General features: G+C 55.2%; 13 protein-coding genes. 3 read left to right on the forward strand and 10 right to left on the reverse strand.

Translation table 11 applies throughout. From position 1 onward, the window contains the following. Nucleotides 1-4: 4 nt before the first annotated feature. Complete coding sequence (locus NYE33_RS35275) at nt 5-3,394, reverse strand: tubulin-like doman-containing protein (RefSeq protein ID WP_341069937.1); 3,390 nt, start codon at nt 3,392-3,394, stop codon at nt 5-7. Nucleotides 3,395-3,483: 89 nt separating this feature from the next. Next, nucleotides 3,484-5,307, reverse strand: a complete 1,824-nt coding sequence (locus NYE33_RS35280; RefSeq protein ID WP_336102412.1) for a vWA domain-containing protein — start codon at nt 5,305-5,307, stop codon at nt 3,484-3,486. A gap of 242 nt (nt 5,308-5,549) precedes the next feature. Between NYE33_RS35280 and NYE33_RS35285 the strand changes: the two genes are divergently transcribed. From NYE33_RS35285 to NYE33_RS35295, 3 genes are read left to right on the forward strand one after another with little or no spacing between them, the layout of a single operon-like run. Next, nucleotides 5,550-5,702, forward strand: a complete 153-nt coding sequence (locus NYE33_RS35285) for a hypothetical protein (RefSeq protein ID WP_341069940.1) — start codon at nt 5,550-5,552, stop codon at nt 5,700-5,702. Next, entirely contained in the window at nt 5,695-6,618 is a 924-nt protein-coding gene (locus tag NYE33_RS35290) for a hypothetical protein (RefSeq protein ID WP_039305825.1), read from the forward strand. The genes NYE33_RS35285 and NYE33_RS35290 overlap by 8 nt, the downstream gene beginning before the upstream one ends. A 56-nt stretch (nt 6,619-6,674) precedes the next feature. After that, nucleotides 6,675-8,477 carry a hypothetical protein gene (locus NYE33_RS35295; RefSeq protein WP_341069942.1) on the forward strand — a complete coding sequence of 601 codons (1,803 nt, stop codon included), beginning with the start codon at nt 6,675-6,677 and terminating at the stop codon, nt 8,475-8,477. 118 nt (nt 8,478-8,595) lie between these two features. On the opposite strand, the gene NYE33_RS35300 is transcribed toward NYE33_RS35295, so the two are convergent. From NYE33_RS35300 to NYE33_RS35335, 8 genes are all read right to left on the reverse strand, one after another. Beyond that, a complete protein-coding gene (locus NYE33_RS35300) occupies nt 8,596-8,928 on the reverse strand; it encodes a hypothetical protein (RefSeq protein WP_336102416.1) in 333 nt (110 codons plus the stop codon). A gap of 98 nt (nt 8,929-9,026) precedes the next feature. Continuing rightward, on the reverse strand, nt 9,027-10,169 hold the full coding sequence (gene aroB / locus NYE33_RS35305; protein WP_341069944.1) for a 3-dehydroquinate synthase: 1,143 nt from the start codon (nt 10,167-10,169) through the stop codon (nt 9,027-9,029). A 48-nt stretch (nt 10,170-10,217) separates the two neighbouring features. Beyond that, entirely contained in the window at nt 10,218-11,006 is a 789-nt protein-coding gene (locus NYE33_RS35310) for a WecB/TagA/CpsF family glycosyltransferase (protein ID WP_341069946.1), read from the reverse strand. A gap of 407 nt (nt 11,007-11,413) precedes the next feature. Further along, complete coding sequence (locus tag NYE33_RS35315) at nt 11,414-12,856, reverse strand: MFS transporter (RefSeq protein WP_341069948.1); 1,443 nt, start codon at nt 12,854-12,856, stop codon at nt 11,414-11,416. After that, nucleotides 12,853-13,491, reverse strand: coding sequence for a cysteine hydrolase family protein (locus NYE33_RS35320; protein WP_042133847.1), 639 nt, complete (start codon nt 13,489-13,491; stop codon nt 12,853-12,855). Before NYE33_RS35320 ends, NYE33_RS35315 begins: the two co-directional genes overlap by 4 nt. Before the next feature lie 52 nt (nt 13,492-13,543). Beyond that, the gene (locus NYE33_RS35325; RefSeq protein WP_341070096.1) at nt 13,544-14,593 is read right to left on the reverse strand and encodes an ABC transporter substrate-binding protein; all 1,050 of its coding nucleotides are present in this window, start codon (nt 14,591-14,593) and stop codon (nt 13,544-13,546) included. 42 nt (nt 14,594-14,635) lie between these two features. Then, the gene (locus NYE33_RS35330; protein ID WP_371916297.1) at nt 14,636-15,445 is read right to left on the reverse strand and encodes an ABC transporter permease; all 810 of its coding nucleotides are present in this window, start codon (nt 15,443-15,445) and stop codon (nt 14,636-14,638) included. A gap of 111 nt (nt 15,446-15,556) precedes the next feature. Then, complete coding sequence (locus tag NYE33_RS35335; RefSeq protein WP_341069950.1) at nt 15,557-16,342, reverse strand: ABC transporter ATP-binding protein; 786 nt, start codon at nt 16,340-16,342, stop codon at nt 15,557-15,559. Nucleotides 16,343-16,445 lie beyond the last annotated feature (103 nt).

Consider the following 16,445-nt stretch of genomic DNA (forward strand, 5'->3'; position numbering starts at 1 on the left):
AGGCCTACTTCAGCTTTCTGCGGATGCTGCCGAGCTTACCGGTCAGGCTCTTGTAGAAGCCGTACATTTCATCGCCGTTCGCATGCTCTACCCGCTCATATTCCAGGCTGTCGCGCGCCTCCAGGAACGATACATACATCCCTTCCAGCTTATACAGCAGCGGAGTCACATCCTCCGCCGCCGTCATCTCTCCGGCCCGGCGTGCCGCCTTGCGCAGCAGGAGACTGCGGCTTTTCTCATCCAGCGCACGGAAATGGCGGTAGACGGCATACTCCACATAGCTGCGTTCCTTCATCAGGTTCGCGAACGGCTCCCAGGCATCTTCGTCCTCGTCACGGTCATAGACATAGAGCGCACCTTTTTTGGTGATGGTATCGGTGTACAGCGCCTCGATGAACTGGTCGATCCACTTGTCTTCATCCAGATGCTGGTGGACCAGCACTTCGAGTTCCGCTGCCTTGGCCGACAATACGTCGTATTTCGCCAGCTCTTCACGGACACGGGCAATCAGCTGCGGGGAGCGGATCAGGTTCTCCTGGGCCAGTTCACGGTTGATGCTGCCGAAGATGTCCTTAATTCCTTCACGTTCCAGGCCGCCCGAGCGCAGCGCTTTGAGCTCTTCAGCGGCTTTTCTCACTTCGCCCAGATTCGGACGCGAGGAGCCAAGCTGCAGATCATAGCCGCTTAGCATTTTATCCAGATCAAACGGCTTCGTGAAGATGACCGAGAAGCGGCTGCTCGTATTCTCGTCGATGCCTTTCTCGATAATTACACCAGCCTCCAGGGCACGTAAGAAATCCGCACGCACTCTGGCATTATAATCACGGACCCGCGCATTAACGTAGGTATCGCCCCATGATTTCTCCGGAATCGGGGAAGGCAGGTAGGTCCAGTTATCCTTGTCGGTCATCACCAGATGTCGGCCAATGCCTTCCTTGTCCAGGATGGTCCGTTCATAGTTCTCCTCGAACACCCGCAGCGGCGTATACACAAACAGCGGCACCCCGTTACGTGTATTGAGCCAGAAAATCCGGTTCTTAACCTGGCTTTCCTTGATCGTGAACTGCGATTTGCCGAGTGCATTGTTCTGATAATTGCGGATTCCCTTCAGAATACCCGGCGCCTTCACCGGCACGGATACGAAGCCCCAAGACGGGAAGTGCAGACTGCCTGAACTGTTGCTGAGGTGGAAAATCGGCACCGCATCTTCATCCAGACGTCCGGCGATAATCCGCTCAACGAACTTATCCAGCGGCTCCTCGCGCCCGTATTTCATCACCAGGAAATCTTCCATTGAACGGGTAATGAGATCACCGAACTTGTCGCTGAGGAATTCAGAGATCGAACGGACGATATCAATCTCCTGCTCTTTGACCCAGCGTCCGGAATGCTTCAGCATTTCGCGCGTGAAATCACGGATCAGATCGTCGCCGTCCTTCTGGTCCATCACCTTAGAGATGGTTGCCGAAATATCCGGCACATTGACGATATTCCAATAGTAGGTTTTGTTGCCCTTATGATCAGCCTGCTCTTCGCCATTGATCAGAATGTCGCCATTCTTCTCGAAGATTGAGCTGAGCGCCGTCAGAATCTCTGTGAATACGCCGTAGATCCGGCTGTTCTCTTCATTCAGAAGCTCGTACAGATCCTCGTAGAACTGGATCATCTGCTCGGTGCGCTCCACATCGGCATGCAGCCAGTATTCATTGATCTTGGCTTCGATATAGGCGTTCTTCTTCTTCTCCTTGGAGACAAAAGCGCTGCGCGCATCGCCCAGCTTCTCCTCTGCACTGTCCTGCGCCGTCTCGATATCACGCGGCAGACGGAGCAGGCTCTCCCGCAGCGCTTCAATATACGACTGGATCAGCTTCAGGATACAGAAGCCCTTCTCCGTGTAGAGCAGCCGGGATACATAGAACGGCCCCTGCTCCGGATGCAGGAAGATCCGCTCCAGCTCCTCGCCGAAACGTCCGGTGATTTCACCCGGCAGCTGCTTCTTCGCTTTGATGTATTCTTCCCGCGCACGGGCGAGGAAGTTCTGTTCCAGCTCCGTATCCATGCTGACCACCTGGTTCTTGACCACATTGGCATGGCTGAGGCGCTCACTGTTCTGATAGCCGGGCAGCGGCTCAGGCACACGGGACTCGAAGGTCTTGATCATTGTATCGAGATCAATGCCGAGCTTGCGTGCCATCTTCTCCACATCCTCCTGCCCCGGGGCGTGATGGAACATCTTGTCCATCTTGTCGAAGAGGCGGAAAGCCAGATATGTGGTCATTTCCTCAATCGGCAGCACCGCCGAGGAAGCGCCGATAATGTTGTATTCATAATTCGCAGGATACGTCTTGTTCATCTGCGCAATGTTGGTGCGGATGTTGCTGATATAGTCATGGATGGCGAATTCCTCGCCGGAGGCTTTTTCCTCGCTGGCCATGAAGTTGGTGATATTCTCAGCCGTTACATTCATGCAGTAATCATAGGCATTCTCCAGCAGCTTGCCTTCCGTATTCGTCGCCGAGATGAGATGACACAGATTGAACGGCGGCAGCGGCGAATTGACGCTTAGAATATTGCCGTACTGCTGGTGGAACCGTTCTCCCCGGCTGTCCACATTCATCCAGTAATCCAGCTCTTTGAGCGCAGCATAACCGTTTTTGCGGATATACTCGCGGGTATGCTCGCTGAGGCTCTTGTTCGCCAGATTCACATCCGGGGTGAACAGGTAACCCAGCGTATTCACGCGGTCGATACCGGCAGCGCCATAGTCACGTTCAATAATCCCCCGGACAATGTAGGCAATATCCAGAAAGGCACCGCTGCCTGTTCCGCCGGACAAGCCGGTAAGCAGGAAAACCATCAGCTTCTTGCTGGTGCCGACCGACAGCGTCTTGATCTTCTTATCAATCGCAGCCACGACCTGATTAATCTTCGTGAACAGCAGCAGGCGTCCGGCCTGGCGCACCCCGGCGGCTCCGTTCATACCGTCCGTGATACTCAGCTCCGGCGACAGCCAGTCTGTAATGTACGAATCAAGAATGCTGCGGTTCTGCAGCAGTCCGCCGATCTCGGCATTGGCCAGCAGCACGAATTCATTCTGCGGGTCGAGGCCGATGCCTTTATATTTTTTGCCGCGGTCCTGTTCATTGGTCTCGAACGCCAGGAATTCCACATTGTCGGGCTTATCCCGTTTCTTCTTGGACAACGGATCCTCAGGCAGCTTGAAGCGGCGGTTAATCTGGTATTTCAAGCGCAGCAGGGCATCGATGCCCGTGCCGCCAAGTCCGATAATCAGAATCGGGTTGTCTATGGTGTCCACTCTTATTTTGTCGCTGACGATCCCTCCGCCAAGCGATACATCGAGCTGCTGAATATGTTCTCTTACTACCGGTTTCATAGGTTATCCTCCTAAAAGTTATGCGTAGCGCTTCTTCCTGAACATGCTTCGTTCAAAAATTCACTTCGGAGCTTACGCTTAGTCTGCTGTTATATCAAATATTCGAGTAATATCGTCTTATCTACCGTCTGCAGGGAGACCGATACGCGGTCACCGCTCTTCATCTCAAGGCCCCGCGAGGTATCGGCGGCGCGCCCTGACCGCTCCACTGAGATTCCTTCTCCTCCGCGCAGCATCAGCCGGTCATTGTTCCCCGGAGTGAAGACCAGCTTCTCGCTCTCCTTCAGTTCAGGCGCCAGCTGCAGCAGCTGATGCAATGTGAATTTGCCGCGGAAGCCTGCAAGCTTCTTGTACTGCGGATAGGTCTTCTCTCCGGTATTGCCGTCCAGCACTTCCACAACCAGCTGTCCGACAAAACCGCGGTTTGATCTGCGGCGCAGCAGCCAGAATGCGGCGGCGGCGGCCAGCAGGAGTACAATCCCGCCTATAATATAGTAAAGAGTGTTCGAGGACTTCTGATCCGTAACCGGTTCTTCACCAGTGCCTGCCCCCGTGGCCGGAGGACTTGTAGCCACCGTTCCTGTCTTGGCGTTGATTGTCAGCACATCGCTCTCGCGGTAGAAGCTGCTCTCTTCGGCCCGCACCTTAAGTTCATAGGCATGATTGTCTTTTATTTCAAAAGCACCCTTGAACTCAGCACCTGAATTGTCGAGCGCAATCTCCTCCACAGTCCCCGTATCGACATCCGTAGCCAGCAGCACTGCCTTCATCTCCTGGTACAAGCTGCTCTCTGTAACCTCAGCACCGTTGCTGAACAGATGCGAGGAGATATCGACGGTGTCACCTTTGCGGTAGGACTGGGAAGGCAGCGCATCGATCTTAAGCTCCAGATCATAGTTGAATACCAGATTGATATCAATTTTGTCCTTCGCCACACCCTTGACCTGGAGCTTCCAGTCTCCCTGCTCCGGCGAGAGCAGCTTGATCAGCGTGTAGGTAGAAGACTTGGACAGCAGCACAGCATCCGAGGGAATCGCTACTTCCTTCCCTGACGGATCACTCAGCTTCGCCGTTACAGGCTGCGAGGACATAATTGAAATATTCGCTTCCAGCACACTGCCGTTCGGCACATTGACCGTCACTTCCTGATAATCGCCGTTTGCCGTAATCGACGGCACCGGCACGACCTTCAGCTTCAGATGGCTGGCAAAAATCTCGCTGAGAATCTGCGGAAGATCATCCGCGGAATCCGTTGTGAATGCCTTGCCGCCTGTCTGATCGGACAGATTAGACAGAATATCCTTGTTCAGCTTACCATCCGCATTGAGCCCGATCGTATACACCGGGTACCCCTTCTGCTTCGCAGTTTCTACAGCGGCCTTCAGTTCCTGATCGGACTGGGCCTGCGTAGCGCCGCTGGCTTCATCTAAGTCATTGTTGCCGTCGGCCAGCATCACGATCATCGGCTCATGGCCAGGATCGCTGCCGTTCTCCAGCACCTTCACAGCTTCTTCCATTCCGACCGCTATATCCGTGTAGGGTCCACGGTTCAGCCCGTCGATGAAATCCTTCAAATCCTGTTTGTCCCCGGCAGAGGTGATGCCAAGCAGGGCCTTCTCGCGCTGCACCTTGTCGGTGTAGGCAACGATCCCCACCTTGTCTCCTTGCGTGGACAGCATATCTATGAACATCTTCATCGCTTCATTCGCGATCTTGTTCTTGTCGCTCTTGTTCATCGAGTTGCTGACATCAATCAGCAGTACAGCATCAATATGGGACGGCGCCGCAGAAGCAGCACTGGCCGCTGCGCCTCCGAAAGGCAGGACAGCGATGCATAGGATCAGCAGCAATACAGGAAAAATGCGCTGCAGTCTATTCTTGATCGTTCTGGGGTTACGGTGTGTACGAAGCATAAATAGGGCTCCTCTTGTGTTAAATTCGGCGGATCTGGCAAATCCGGCAGCATAGCTAAATTCTGTAAATAGTATGCCATTATGATATAATTAAACCTTGTAAACATCAACATAGTGACCGCTGGACCGGCACTCCCGTCTGGTAGAATCGCCATCTTGAAGCGGATGGATTATTCTAAGTATACGCCGTGTTCCTGAATATTTGATTAAAAGACCGTAACCAGAGAGAAAGGAAGAGTTCCATGATTACATACGTCATACTCGGAGTAACGTTCCTCTATGCCGTTATTCAGATCTCCTTATACGCTTCACGCCAGCGGAAGCCGCTTACCCGTCAGGACATAGACGAGCGGCTCCTTGCTGCACTGAACGGAGGCGACTCTACCCGTGAGTAAGAAGAAACCTGTTACCTTCCGGCCGTTCAAGGCTCCCCGCTATTCTTATGAGAAGCTCCGTATCTGCCGCCGCTGCGGGCGTTACACCGCCCTGGGCGAGGAACGCTGCACCCGCTGCGGCCGTGCCTCACTGACTCCCGTGGAGAAGCAGGCGGTATCCATTGCCGGGCGCAAGATGCATACCCGGCTGCTGCTCATCCTCCTGCTGACTCTGGCTTCGGTTTATTTCGGCCAAAGCCTGCAGCAGATGGCGCTAAGCGGTGCCGGCGGCATCGTGATAGCCGGACTGGTCTACTATACGCAGCGAAAAGTACGGCAGAACGAAAATCTGTATGCCCTTAATGAGCTGCTGGGCCGGAACATCCTCAGAATTAAGGAAGATCTGGAGCTTAACCGCCAGGAGGCAGTATCCGTCCTCCGCGAGAATGATGTCCTCGCTTATGAGAAGCTCCGCGAGATCTCCATTCTGCTGCGCGGAGACCGGATCTCCCGCCAGCGCGTAGCCCTGCTGCACGGCTTCCAGCTGCGCAAGGACATGGTTCTGGAGCTGGAACAGCTGCTGCTGAAGGACTTCGAGCCGCTGCTCGCTGAATATATCGGTGAAATCGCCAAGGTCCGGCCCGATTTGATTAAAGACCGCACCCTCCGCTATGTTAAGAACTACGAAGTGCAAATTCTCGAAATGGACAAAGGGCTGGCTATTCTGACTGTCGTTGCCGGGGCAGCGGTACGCCTGAAGCGTTATGCACTGCTCTATTCCGGGCTGATCGGAAGATATGTACAGGAGCTGCCCAAGGACCGCTTCCTGCGCTTATCCCGGCTGATTGCTGCGAACCCCTATGAGCCGTGGAACGGCCTGGATGCCAAGGTGGCGGAAATCCGCGAGCTCAAGTACCGGTGGGACCCTGAAGTATAAGGATGATAGCTGGCAGCACGCGCAATCCTTATATCCGAATAAAGGGGCTATACTATATGACGATCAAACAAGCATTAACCCTGCGGAATATTATGATCATTCTGTGTATCTTCATGCTGGTTCTGCTGGGACAGAAGGCTCTGGGGATAGAGGACAAGATTCAGACCGTGCGTGAGGCTGAGCGGCTGTATGCTGCAGGAGAGCTCATCGCTGCCGAGAACCAGTACCGGCTGGCAACGGCAAATACGGCAATCTTATACAAGGAAGAACAGATTAACGCACGGCTTAAAGAGCTCGCTCCCATAACGGCTATACGCAGCAGCCTAAGAGGACTGGTATTAACCCTGGAAGACCAGTTGACGGTCAAGGATTTCACCGGATATATGGAGAGTTATGCCTCCCTGCTCAGCCTGAAGAGCAAGTATATGGTTACGGGAGGACCTTATGAAGTCTATTATCGCCAGCTGTCCGCTGATTCAGGCATTTCGGAGAAGATGACGGCAGGGTTCCGGCAGTTCAAGGAGCAGTTTCTTGCCGGGCTCACGGAGAGCCAGAAGAACGCAGCGAATAACACGACCGGCGCCGGAAGCGCAGAGAGCGTCAAATGGAGCCTGCTGCAAATCCCCGAGGCCTATTACGGCGGGGCCGGGGCCAAGGAAGAATTACTGGCCGCGAAATTCGAGGCTCATGACACCGCCAGGCTGAAGGCTCTGGCGGCAGCCGGAAGCTTCCAGCCTATGCTGGACAGCGCCTTATCTATGGAAGAGGCTTATCAAAGCCATAGTTATACAGCGGACTGGATAGAGGAGCAGGTTCAGGAAAGTACCACACTTATTCTGAACAAGGACCTGGACGGCGATCATACCTCCGCCTTCGCCGGACACGCTGTGGCCTACCGCAAGTATGCTGAGTCAGCTGGCCTGAAATCTTCCAAAGTGCTGAAGCTAATCGACAGCAGCACCACCAGGCTGCTCCGCGAGGCGGCGCGCCAGGTCCGGGGCGGACAATATGCCGAAGCCATCCGGCTCTACGGGAATCTTAATCCGCTGCAGGACACCTCCGAGGCGGTTGCCGCTGCGACACTCGCCTGGAATACCGCTGAACCTGTGCGGCTACTGCCCGGGGGAGATGTCCAGGGCAGCTATAAACTTACGGCCTCCGTCACCGGACGCTATGGCGCTAAGGTGGCTGTGGCCGGAGTGGGCGCCAGCGGCAGGCTGGTCTACGCCGATATGAGCGATGACGGAACCCTCTCCACCCGCACCGGCGATTTGGTTGCGGATGCGGCTGCGCTGATAGAGCTTACTTTTGACGAGTCATTGTCTGTCTATTCAGAAGTACCTGTAGTTACAGCTATAGGCAGCCGAGAGGACGGGCGCCGTACGTTCACCGCCTACACCATTAGGCCCGAGGGGATCTCGCAGCTGTTCAGCTTTGCCGGCAGCGGCTATGAGCTGATTGCAGAAGACGGCTCCATCCGCGTATCGGATACAGACCTCGCCGACGGTCAAGACGGGCAGACGGCCATTTTCCGCCAGGTGAACGGCGCGTATGAGTTCTCGGAAATATACCGGGAGGTTACGTATACACCTATAGATGCTTCACAGCTGGAGCTTCATCCTTATGAGAAGGTGACTCTCTCGTGCAATATTTACATCGACTCTGCCGGGAGAACGGTCGCCAGCTCGAACGGGCGTTATCTGATCCTTCAAGGCGAAACCGGCGGGGTTACCGGATTAGCTGTCGCCAGCGGCCAGTTCGAGAACGGCTATGAGCATGCGCAGACGGATGCCGGCGAGCAGTATGTACCTGTCTTTATTGTAGATTCGATTGGTAGTTTAAGCATTCAGATGCCCTGATGCCGCTGATGTTCCGGTCATGCCAGAAGACGCAAGAGATGAACGGTGATTCTGCCGTTTGTCTCTTGCGTCTTCTTTTTGGGGGAACCCTAATTCCCAATTCTAACTGCTGACTGGCTTAAGCACGCCCGGCCTTGGCGGTTTGCAGTTTTCTTTTGCGGCCGAATAAGCGTAAATATCGTTTGCGGGTATACAGCACATCCGCCGATGCCGTCAGGGTAACCTTCACCTCAGTGAGCACCGCCTGCGTTTCCTTCACAGCCTGCTTCATCCGCCCGAGCTCTGACTTCACACCTTCCGATCTCGACTTCGCTTCATCCAGCGTCTCCTGCACATTCGTTTTGAACTCATCCACCGGAGCCTTCAACCCGTCCACCGATTGCTTCACACCGTCCAGCGACTGCTTCAGTCCGTTGATGCTTTTCTTAAATTCCTTCAGCGGGTTGCCCATATCGATTCCTCCTAAATTCCCTTTATCTACATTTACCCAGATTGGAGGGGGCAGCTTCCCGATCGGTTAAAATAAAGTGCAGCACTCTTTAATATGCATCAGTTGCCGCGCATTTCCTCCAGCAGCTCCATAATATCCGCCTCTTCAACCGGAACCGAATAGGAGCCGTCTGCGAAACGTTTCATCTCCCCGATGCCGTCCTGGAAGACGAAGCGGATGCGGCCGCTGCGCACTTTTTTGTCCGTGTACATCTTGTCCACCAGTGCCCTGTTAGCAATAGAATCCGGGATTTCCGTCGGCAAGCCTGCCTTCTTCAGCAGTGAGACTACACGATCAGCCTGCTCAGCCGTCATATATCCATACTTCACACCCAGCCTGGCCTGAATGACAAGCCCGACAGCAACAGCCTCACCATGCAGCAGCTGGTAGCCGCTGAGCGCCTCAAGCGCCCGGCCCGCCGTATGCCCCAGATTCAGAATCTGCCGCAGGTTGCTCTCATGCTCATCCTGTTCTACTACTTCGTATTTGATCCGGCAGTTCGTCAGCGCGATATGCCCGCATACGTCCGCATCCAGGATAAGCCCGCCCTGTTCTGAGATGACCCTGCCGATATTCTCCTCCAGGTAACGGAAGAATGTCTCGTCCGCCAGGCAGGCATGCTTGATCGTCTCCGCCAGACCGCTGCGGAACTCACGGGCCGGAAGGGTGCGCCATGCTGCCAGGTCTATGTACACTTTGCGGGGCTGGTGGAACACGCCGATCAGGTTCGTGGCGACAGGTGTATTCACGCCGGTTTTGCCGCCGACAGAGGCATCTGCCGCTGCCAGCAGAGTGGTTGCATAATTCAGGGCAGGGACCCCGCGGCCAAAGGTGCCGGCCAGAAATCCCGCCAGATCCGTTACGGCTCCGCCGCCCACGGCAATAATGCAGCAATCCCGCCCGTAGGCCTGGCTTAACAGCTGGTCTTCCAGCAGCGCCTTGGTTTCACGGGTTTTGGAGCTCTCTCCGGCCGGAAAAGAAAATAAATCCGCCTGGAAGCCGCTTTGCCGCAGCAGCTCCAGTAAGGGACGGCCATACAGCGGCTCGACCGTAGAATCGGTAATAATGGCGAACTTGCTTACATCCGGCAGAAGTCCCTGCTGCAGATCGCGGATCAGGGAACCGAACAGACCCTCGCCAATCTCAATAGTGTAAGAGTGATCGACTACTTTTTTGAGTACCACTTCAAAGCTCTTAGACATAGGCTCTGCCCCTTTCCTGTTCAACACTCTTCAATCGAATTGTCTCCTTCATTTGCGGATCATCGTCCGGTAGACGAATTTGGGCAGGGCGGATTGTCTGCGCCAGCGTGATTTCTGGCCTTTGGCAACGGGTGCGAACAAGAGCCTGTGGGCCCACTCCAGATTCAGCTTTTTCCAGATGGCCGGTGCCGGCTTCACTTTGCCCGAGATTACGTCCAGACTGCCGCCAACGCCAAACACAACCTTAACCCCGCTGAGCGCCTCCTTATGCTTATACAGCCATTTGTCCGAGTAGGGAGCGCCCATGGCAAGAATGAGAATATCCGGCTGGGCCTGCTGAATACCGGCGATAATTCCTGGCTCCTCGGCCGCTGTAAAGAATCCGTGATGCCTTCCGGCAATCTTCACCTGCGGATAGCGCAGGGCGATTCTCTCCACCGCTTGTCCGCTGGTCACTTCATCCGTTCCGAGGAAATAGAAACTCCAGCCCCGCTCATTCCCCTTCGCAAGCAGGCTCAGCAGCAGATCGTAGCCGGTCACCCGCTCCGGAATGGGATTCCCCTGTCTTCGTGCCGCCATTACAATCCCGATCCCGTCTGGTACGATCAGATCCGCCGAGCAGATGATCTCGCGGAGTCTCCCGTCCGATTGACTGGCCAATGTAATCTCCGGATTCGCTGTAATCAGGTGAAACAGCCCTCCCTGTCCGCCCCCGATGTGCCTGTCCAGCAGCGAGGTTGTCTGTTCAAGCGTCAGCTTGGAGAATGGAACTCCGAGAATGGAAACCTTGTCCTTCATCGTTTCACCTGTCCTTCCCAATCCTGTAGAATAACCCACTGCACCGCGGCTCTCCCAGAACCGAATGCATTGAACCGGTATAAACCAGCTTGTTATGTATGCCTGTTACCTGAAACTGATTGAGCGAGCCGCAGTCCACCCGAACGCCCGCAATATCCGCCATCCTCCAAGCCAATGCCGTTCACTGTTAACTTTTATGTAAAGCAGGCTATGAATCTCATAAGATAACCATATATTTACACGGGCAATTCCACCATACCAACATCGGTATTTCTTTTCAATGCTGAAAATTACTTTAGCTGCTTCCGGCTTCTCCGCATCCGCGGACGCAAAGCTCCGGATGCTCCCGACATGGTCATTTGCCGATGGAACTAACCATTTTAAGAAGCGGGACCTCCTTCTTGTTTCAGCACGAAAACCTCTGCCCGGCGGGCAGAGGCTCCTTCTTATTTATAGGGTATATGCAGTTGCTCCGCCCCTTTGCGCTTGCTGCTGTGACGGAAAGAATACAGCTGCCAGACTGAAGAAAGGCCTACGGCGGCTGCACAGACTACGAATACGGCCAGATAACTCCCGTTCGGACTACCTCTGCCGCCAATCATCAGTCCGCCTGCCGCCGTGCCGAACATCATGCCAATGTTGCGCGACAAGGCAAGCAGGCTGCTGACCCGGCCAAGCTGCGATTTCGCCGCCAGCCCCATAACAATACTTGTGTTAGGTGAAGTAATCATCCCCATTGCGCAGCCGAGCAGCATAACCGGCAGCACCATGGCACTTGTCCTCAGCACAGGTGAGCCGAAACCCAGCGCCAGCAGCGTGACACTCATCAGCAGCAGTCCGGCCGTCAGGATGCCGAGCGGCCCTTTGCGGTCCGCGATGCTCCCGCTGACAGGAGCGGTCACCACCAGCGCCAGCGGGTATCCAATCATGATCAGCCCCACCCAGGCTGGCTCAGCCCCGGATATACGCAGTAGCGAGGGCAAAGCCAGCTGTGCGGCGAAGGCCGCCATATATGTGATAACCGTAATGGCGATGCCGGCGGCAAAGCTCCGGTCAGTGAACAGGCTGACACCGCTGTCCGCTGGCGGGAATTCACCAAGCGCCCCCCTCTTATCCCTGCTGCGGGAGAAGCGGGCATGTGCCGTATAAGCGGCCGCCATCCCCGCTGAAGCCGCCAGCAGCAGCAGCACGGGCAGAGACAGGAATGAGGAGCGGCCGCCGAGATCGAAGGCGATCATCAGCGAGGAGAGACAGGCCGCAAACCAGGCTGCTCCGGCGAGATCCAGCCTGCCTCCGGCCGTTTCCGTATCCCGGGGAATCAGCCTGTGCGCAAGCACGCCTACGCCCGCCGCCACTACGGCCAGCAGCCAGAAGTTGCTCTCCCAGGTGAACCACTGGATCAGGAAGCCGCCAAGACCGGGACCTGCCATGGAGCCGGCAGCGACGAAGGTGCTCATCAGCCCCAGTGCCCTGCCCCGCTGCCCGGCCGGAAATACAGAGACAATGAGGGCCATATTGGTCGCCTGATACATGGAGGCGCCGGCTCCCTGCATGACTCTGAAGCCAAGCAGCATGGCTTCGTTCTGGGCAAGCGCACAGCCCAGGGCTCCCGCCGCGAAAGCGAACAGGCCCAGATTATGCACCTTACGGCGGCCGAACCTGTCTCCCAGCCGTCCCATTACAGGCAGCAGGACCGAGATCACCAGCAGATAGATACTGACGATCCACTGGGCAGAGGCCACCGGAAACCGCAGATCAGCCGCAATATCGATAAGCGAAATATTGAACATACCGGCAGACAGATTGGACAGAAAGGCCCCAAGGCAGATGACCACCTTGACCGCCGTATGGTTTACGGCTTCCCCGGAAGACCGTACCGGTGAATTCATAATATCCGCTGCAGGGCGGGCTGATTCCACATCTTCCAGCTTTCTTCAATATCTGCGGCTGAAGCCACCACGCCGAAGTAGCCCTTCATGTTCTCCAGCGTCATCTCATGAGCGGCCCGGGAATAGGAGGCACAGGCATCCTGAACCATCACAATCTGATAATCCAGCATGAAACCGTCCCTTGCCGTCGACTCCACGCACACATTGGTACTCACTCCTGTCATAATCAGGGTTTCGATCCGCTGCGAACGCAGCACAGAATCGAGGCGGGTATTGATAAAAGCGCTATACCGGTGTTTATTGACAATAATCTCCTCAGGAAGCGGGGCCACCTCATAGAATTCAGCCCCCCAGCTTCCTCTGCGGCAGACTCCCAGCGAACCGCGCCCGGAGCGGGAAGTCCAAACGGGCGAATCGGTCGCCTTTTCATGGAAGGTCTGGATATAGATCACCGGCACGCCCTGTGTTCTCGCTGCCGCGATCAGCCCATGCAGCTGCGGCATCATCTCGCGTACGGCTGACACATCACTTCCGCCAGTGGCGAGTGCTCCTTCCTCATGGCAGTAATCATTCTGCACATCTACTATAATAAGTGCGGTTTTATCAGGCATAATCAGATCGGCAGTTAATTCCATCATCTTCACCTCTTTAGTTTTTGAAGGCCTATGGTACGGTGTTCAGCTTAGCTTATTTCACTGCTGTCTTGTTCACAAACTGCATATCGACCAAGTCCTCGTAGGTATATTCGCCTTTGTAGATTCCGGTCTTAATCATCACGTTCATGTCCTTATCCAGCGCCTCCTCCGAAATGATCCCATCCGGACTCCAGAGCCGATCGGCATACGCCCGGTCAAGCGCAGCTTGTGCCGCTTCATCGGATAGTGTAGGGAATTCAGCCTTCAGGACGCTCATCGCCAGAGCTTTATCCTCCTGGATGGCTTTCAGTGCTTTCACAACGGCGTTAACCGCCTTCTGCACCGTTTCCGGGTCCTTCTCCAGTGTCGACTTCTTCACGCTCAGCACAGAGTAGGCATAGTCGCCCATATCATGGAACTTGTAAAAAGGTTCTTCCCATACCCCCTTGGCGATCCCGTCACTGATCTGCGGCTCGGCGCCGTTCGCAATATCCGCCGCACCCTGCTGAACCATTGCTACCACGGTTGAACCATCCGCCGGCTCGAGCAGCCGCACATCCTTCTGCGGATCAAGCCCCAGCTCCAGAAGCAGATATTGGGTCAGCAGGTTCGGGGTTCCGCCATGCCGTCCGGCATTCAATTTCTTATCCTGCAGGAAGGCTTTCAATTCCTCATCAGAGCTGCCCGCAGGGGCTGTCCCTTTCTTGGCCATCAGGTAAACATTCGCACGGTTAACCACATTGCTGACTGAAACGATCGGGTCGGAGTTGCCGATATTCGCCAGTGCATTGGATTCCGGTCCGCCGATGACGCCCCAGGCATCCCCGCTGACCACCGAGGTCACATGTGTACCGCCGGCAGCCTGAAGCATTTCAACCTCAAGCCCTTCATCTGCAAAATATCCCTCGCTTTGCGCTACATACAGCGGCAGATAACCTGTGTAATGCAGCGGCTCGGCAATGACCAGCTTCTTGAGTTTTCCCGCTTCGTTGCCGGCAGCGGCGGCTTCAACTTCCGCATTCCCTTTGCTGCTGCATCCGGAGAGCAGGATCATTACGGAGGCAAGCAGGACGGCGGACAGCTTCACTTTGGTTACATTCATCATCAGGTTCTCCCCTTTATCTTATATAGGATTGCTTAGGTCTCAAGCCTTCTTCATCCCGTATCCCTTGGACAGCCATTTCTCCAGCAGGACCACTCCCGCATACATCACCATCGACAGAACGGACAAGACTACAACTCCCACCCAGACGAGATTGATATCAAGGATCGTACCGGCGTAGATCACCATGCGGCCAATCCCGTGGCTTGAAGCAATGAATTCCCCGACAATCGCACCGGCCAGCGAGAGGGCAATATTAATCCGCAGACTGCTGATCATCCAGGGCATCGCCCAGGGAATGACCACCTTGGTAAACACCTGATGGCGTTTCGCGCCCAGCGAATACATCAGCTTCTCCATATCCTTGTCCACACTCTGCACGCCGCTGTGCGCCGACAAGGCGGCAACGACTACCGTCATGGCAAAAGCGAGCGCCACCTTGGAGAAGAATCCGATGCCCAGCAGAATCACCAGCACAGGAGCAAGCGCCAGCTTGGGCATGGCATTGAGCAGGATCAGGAACGGTTCACTGATGCCGGCGAATCTGCGTGACCACCAGAAGGATAAACCGAGCAGCGATCCGATCAGGGTCCCGCCGATGAAGCCCAGAATCGTCGAGCTGGAGGTATAAGCGATATCCTCCAGCAGAGTACCCTGCGTCATCTGTATCCATGTTGTGCTGAGAATCCGTACCGGGCTGCTCCAATAGTATGAATCCATCCAGCCGATCCGCGTAAACAGCTCCCAGCAGAGTACGATCAGCAACCCGACCGTCAGCCGCCCGATTCCAACAATCCGCTGTGTCCGGCGCCTTGCCCCCTCTTCATCCACGATGACGGGTTCCTTCTGCATTTTCTCAGGCTTGACCGAATGGATCGGGGCCGGCTCCAGCTTGTGAATCACATACCCTTTCTTTTGTACACTCTCCATGGTTGTTCTCTCCTTCTGTAAGTTTTGTAAGTTCTACGAGATATGGGCTGCCGGCTCTTCGCCTCCGCCTGACAGCAGGTCCAGCAGATGGGCTTTGAGCTCCATAAATGACGCAGATACCGTATCCTCCTTATGTCTCGGGCGCGGCATATCCACAGAAATCTTGGAGATGATTCTGCCCGGCCGCCCGGAGAAGACATAGATGTCATCAGACAGGTAGATGGCTTCATCAATATCGTGGGTGACGAATAACACCGTCTTGCGGAAATCCTCCCAGATCTCCAGCAGCCAGTTCTGCATGGTCAGCCGGGTCTGGGCATCCAGTGCGCCAAAGGGCTCGTCCAGCAAAATAATATCCCGGTCGTACAGCAGCGTGCGGAGCAGCGCTGCCCGCTGGCGCATGCCTCCGGACAATTCTGCCGGATAATGGCCGCCGAAGCCTTTCAGTCCATAACGGTCCATCAGCGGCTGGGCCCGGGCTACCGCTTCCTTACGCGGCACACCGCGGATCTCCATGCCCAGAATAATGTTATCCAGGATCGTCCTCCAGGGGAGCAGCATGTCCTTCTGCAGCATATATCCGACATATCCGGTCTTTAAGGCGATATCCTCACCATCAGCAAGCACGCGGCCGGTAGACGGCGGAATCAGTCCTGCTATGATATTGAACAATGTGGATTTGCCGCAGCCGCTGGGGCCGATTATACTGACAAATCTGCCTTGCTCTATAGAGAGATTCGTCTCCTGCATGGCGATAATCTCCTGGCCGTCACGGCGGAACCACTTGCTCACACCGGCAATCTCAATCTTTGCTTTCATAGAATCAGCTCCTTATTAGGTTTAACAGCATTTGTAAGCCCGGATAAACAAAAAGCCGCCAGTTTTAGACACAGCCCTAGAGGGCAGATGTCCGAAAACTGAC

This window comes from Paenibacillus sp. FSL R10-2199 (genome assembly GCF_038000235.1).
GTDB classification, from domain to species: Bacteria; Bacillota; Bacilli; order Paenibacillales; family Paenibacillaceae; genus Paenibacillus_AQ; species Paenibacillus_AQ phytohabitans.

Coding starts and splice junctions, on each gene's coding strand:
- NYE33_RS35285 (WP_341069940.1), top strand. CDS start 5,550: ATGATTACATACGTCATACTCGGAGTAACGTTCCTCTATGCCGTTATT.
- NYE33_RS35295 (WP_341069942.1), top strand. CDS start 6,675: ATGACGATCAAACAAGCATTAACCCTGCGGAATATTATGATCATTCTG.
- NYE33_RS35325 (WP_341070096.1), bottom strand. CDS start 14,593: ATGAATGTAACCAAAGTGAAGCTGTCCGCCGTCCTGCTTGCCTCCGTA.
- NYE33_RS35320 (WP_042133847.1), bottom strand. CDS start 13,491: ATGGAATTAACTGCCGATCTGATTATGCCTGATAAAACCGCACTTATT.
- aroB (WP_341069944.1), bottom strand. CDS start 10,169: ATGTCTAAGAGCTTTGAAGTGGTACTCAAAAAAGTAGTCGATCACTCT.
- NYE33_RS35275 (WP_341069937.1), bottom strand. CDS start 3,394: ATGAAACCGGTAGTAAGAGAACATATTCAGCAGCTCGATGTATCGCTT.
- NYE33_RS35330 (WP_371916297.1), bottom strand. CDS start 15,445: ATGCAGAAGGAACCCGTCATCGTGGATGAAGAGGGGGCAAGGCGCCGG.
- NYE33_RS35315 (WP_341069948.1), bottom strand. CDS start 12,856: ATGAATTCACCGGTACGGTCTTCCGGGGAAGCCGTAAACCATACGGCG.
- NYE33_RS35300 (WP_336102416.1), bottom strand. CDS start 8,928: ATGGGCAACCCGCTGAAGGAATTTAAGAAAAGCATCAACGGACTGAAG.
- NYE33_RS35335 (WP_341069950.1), bottom strand. CDS start 16,342: ATGAAAGCAAAGATTGAGATTGCCGGTGTGAGCAAGTGGTTCCGCCGT.
- NYE33_RS35280 (WP_336102412.1), bottom strand. CDS start 5,307: ATGCTTCGTACACACCGTAACCCCAGAACGATCAAGAATAGACTGCAG.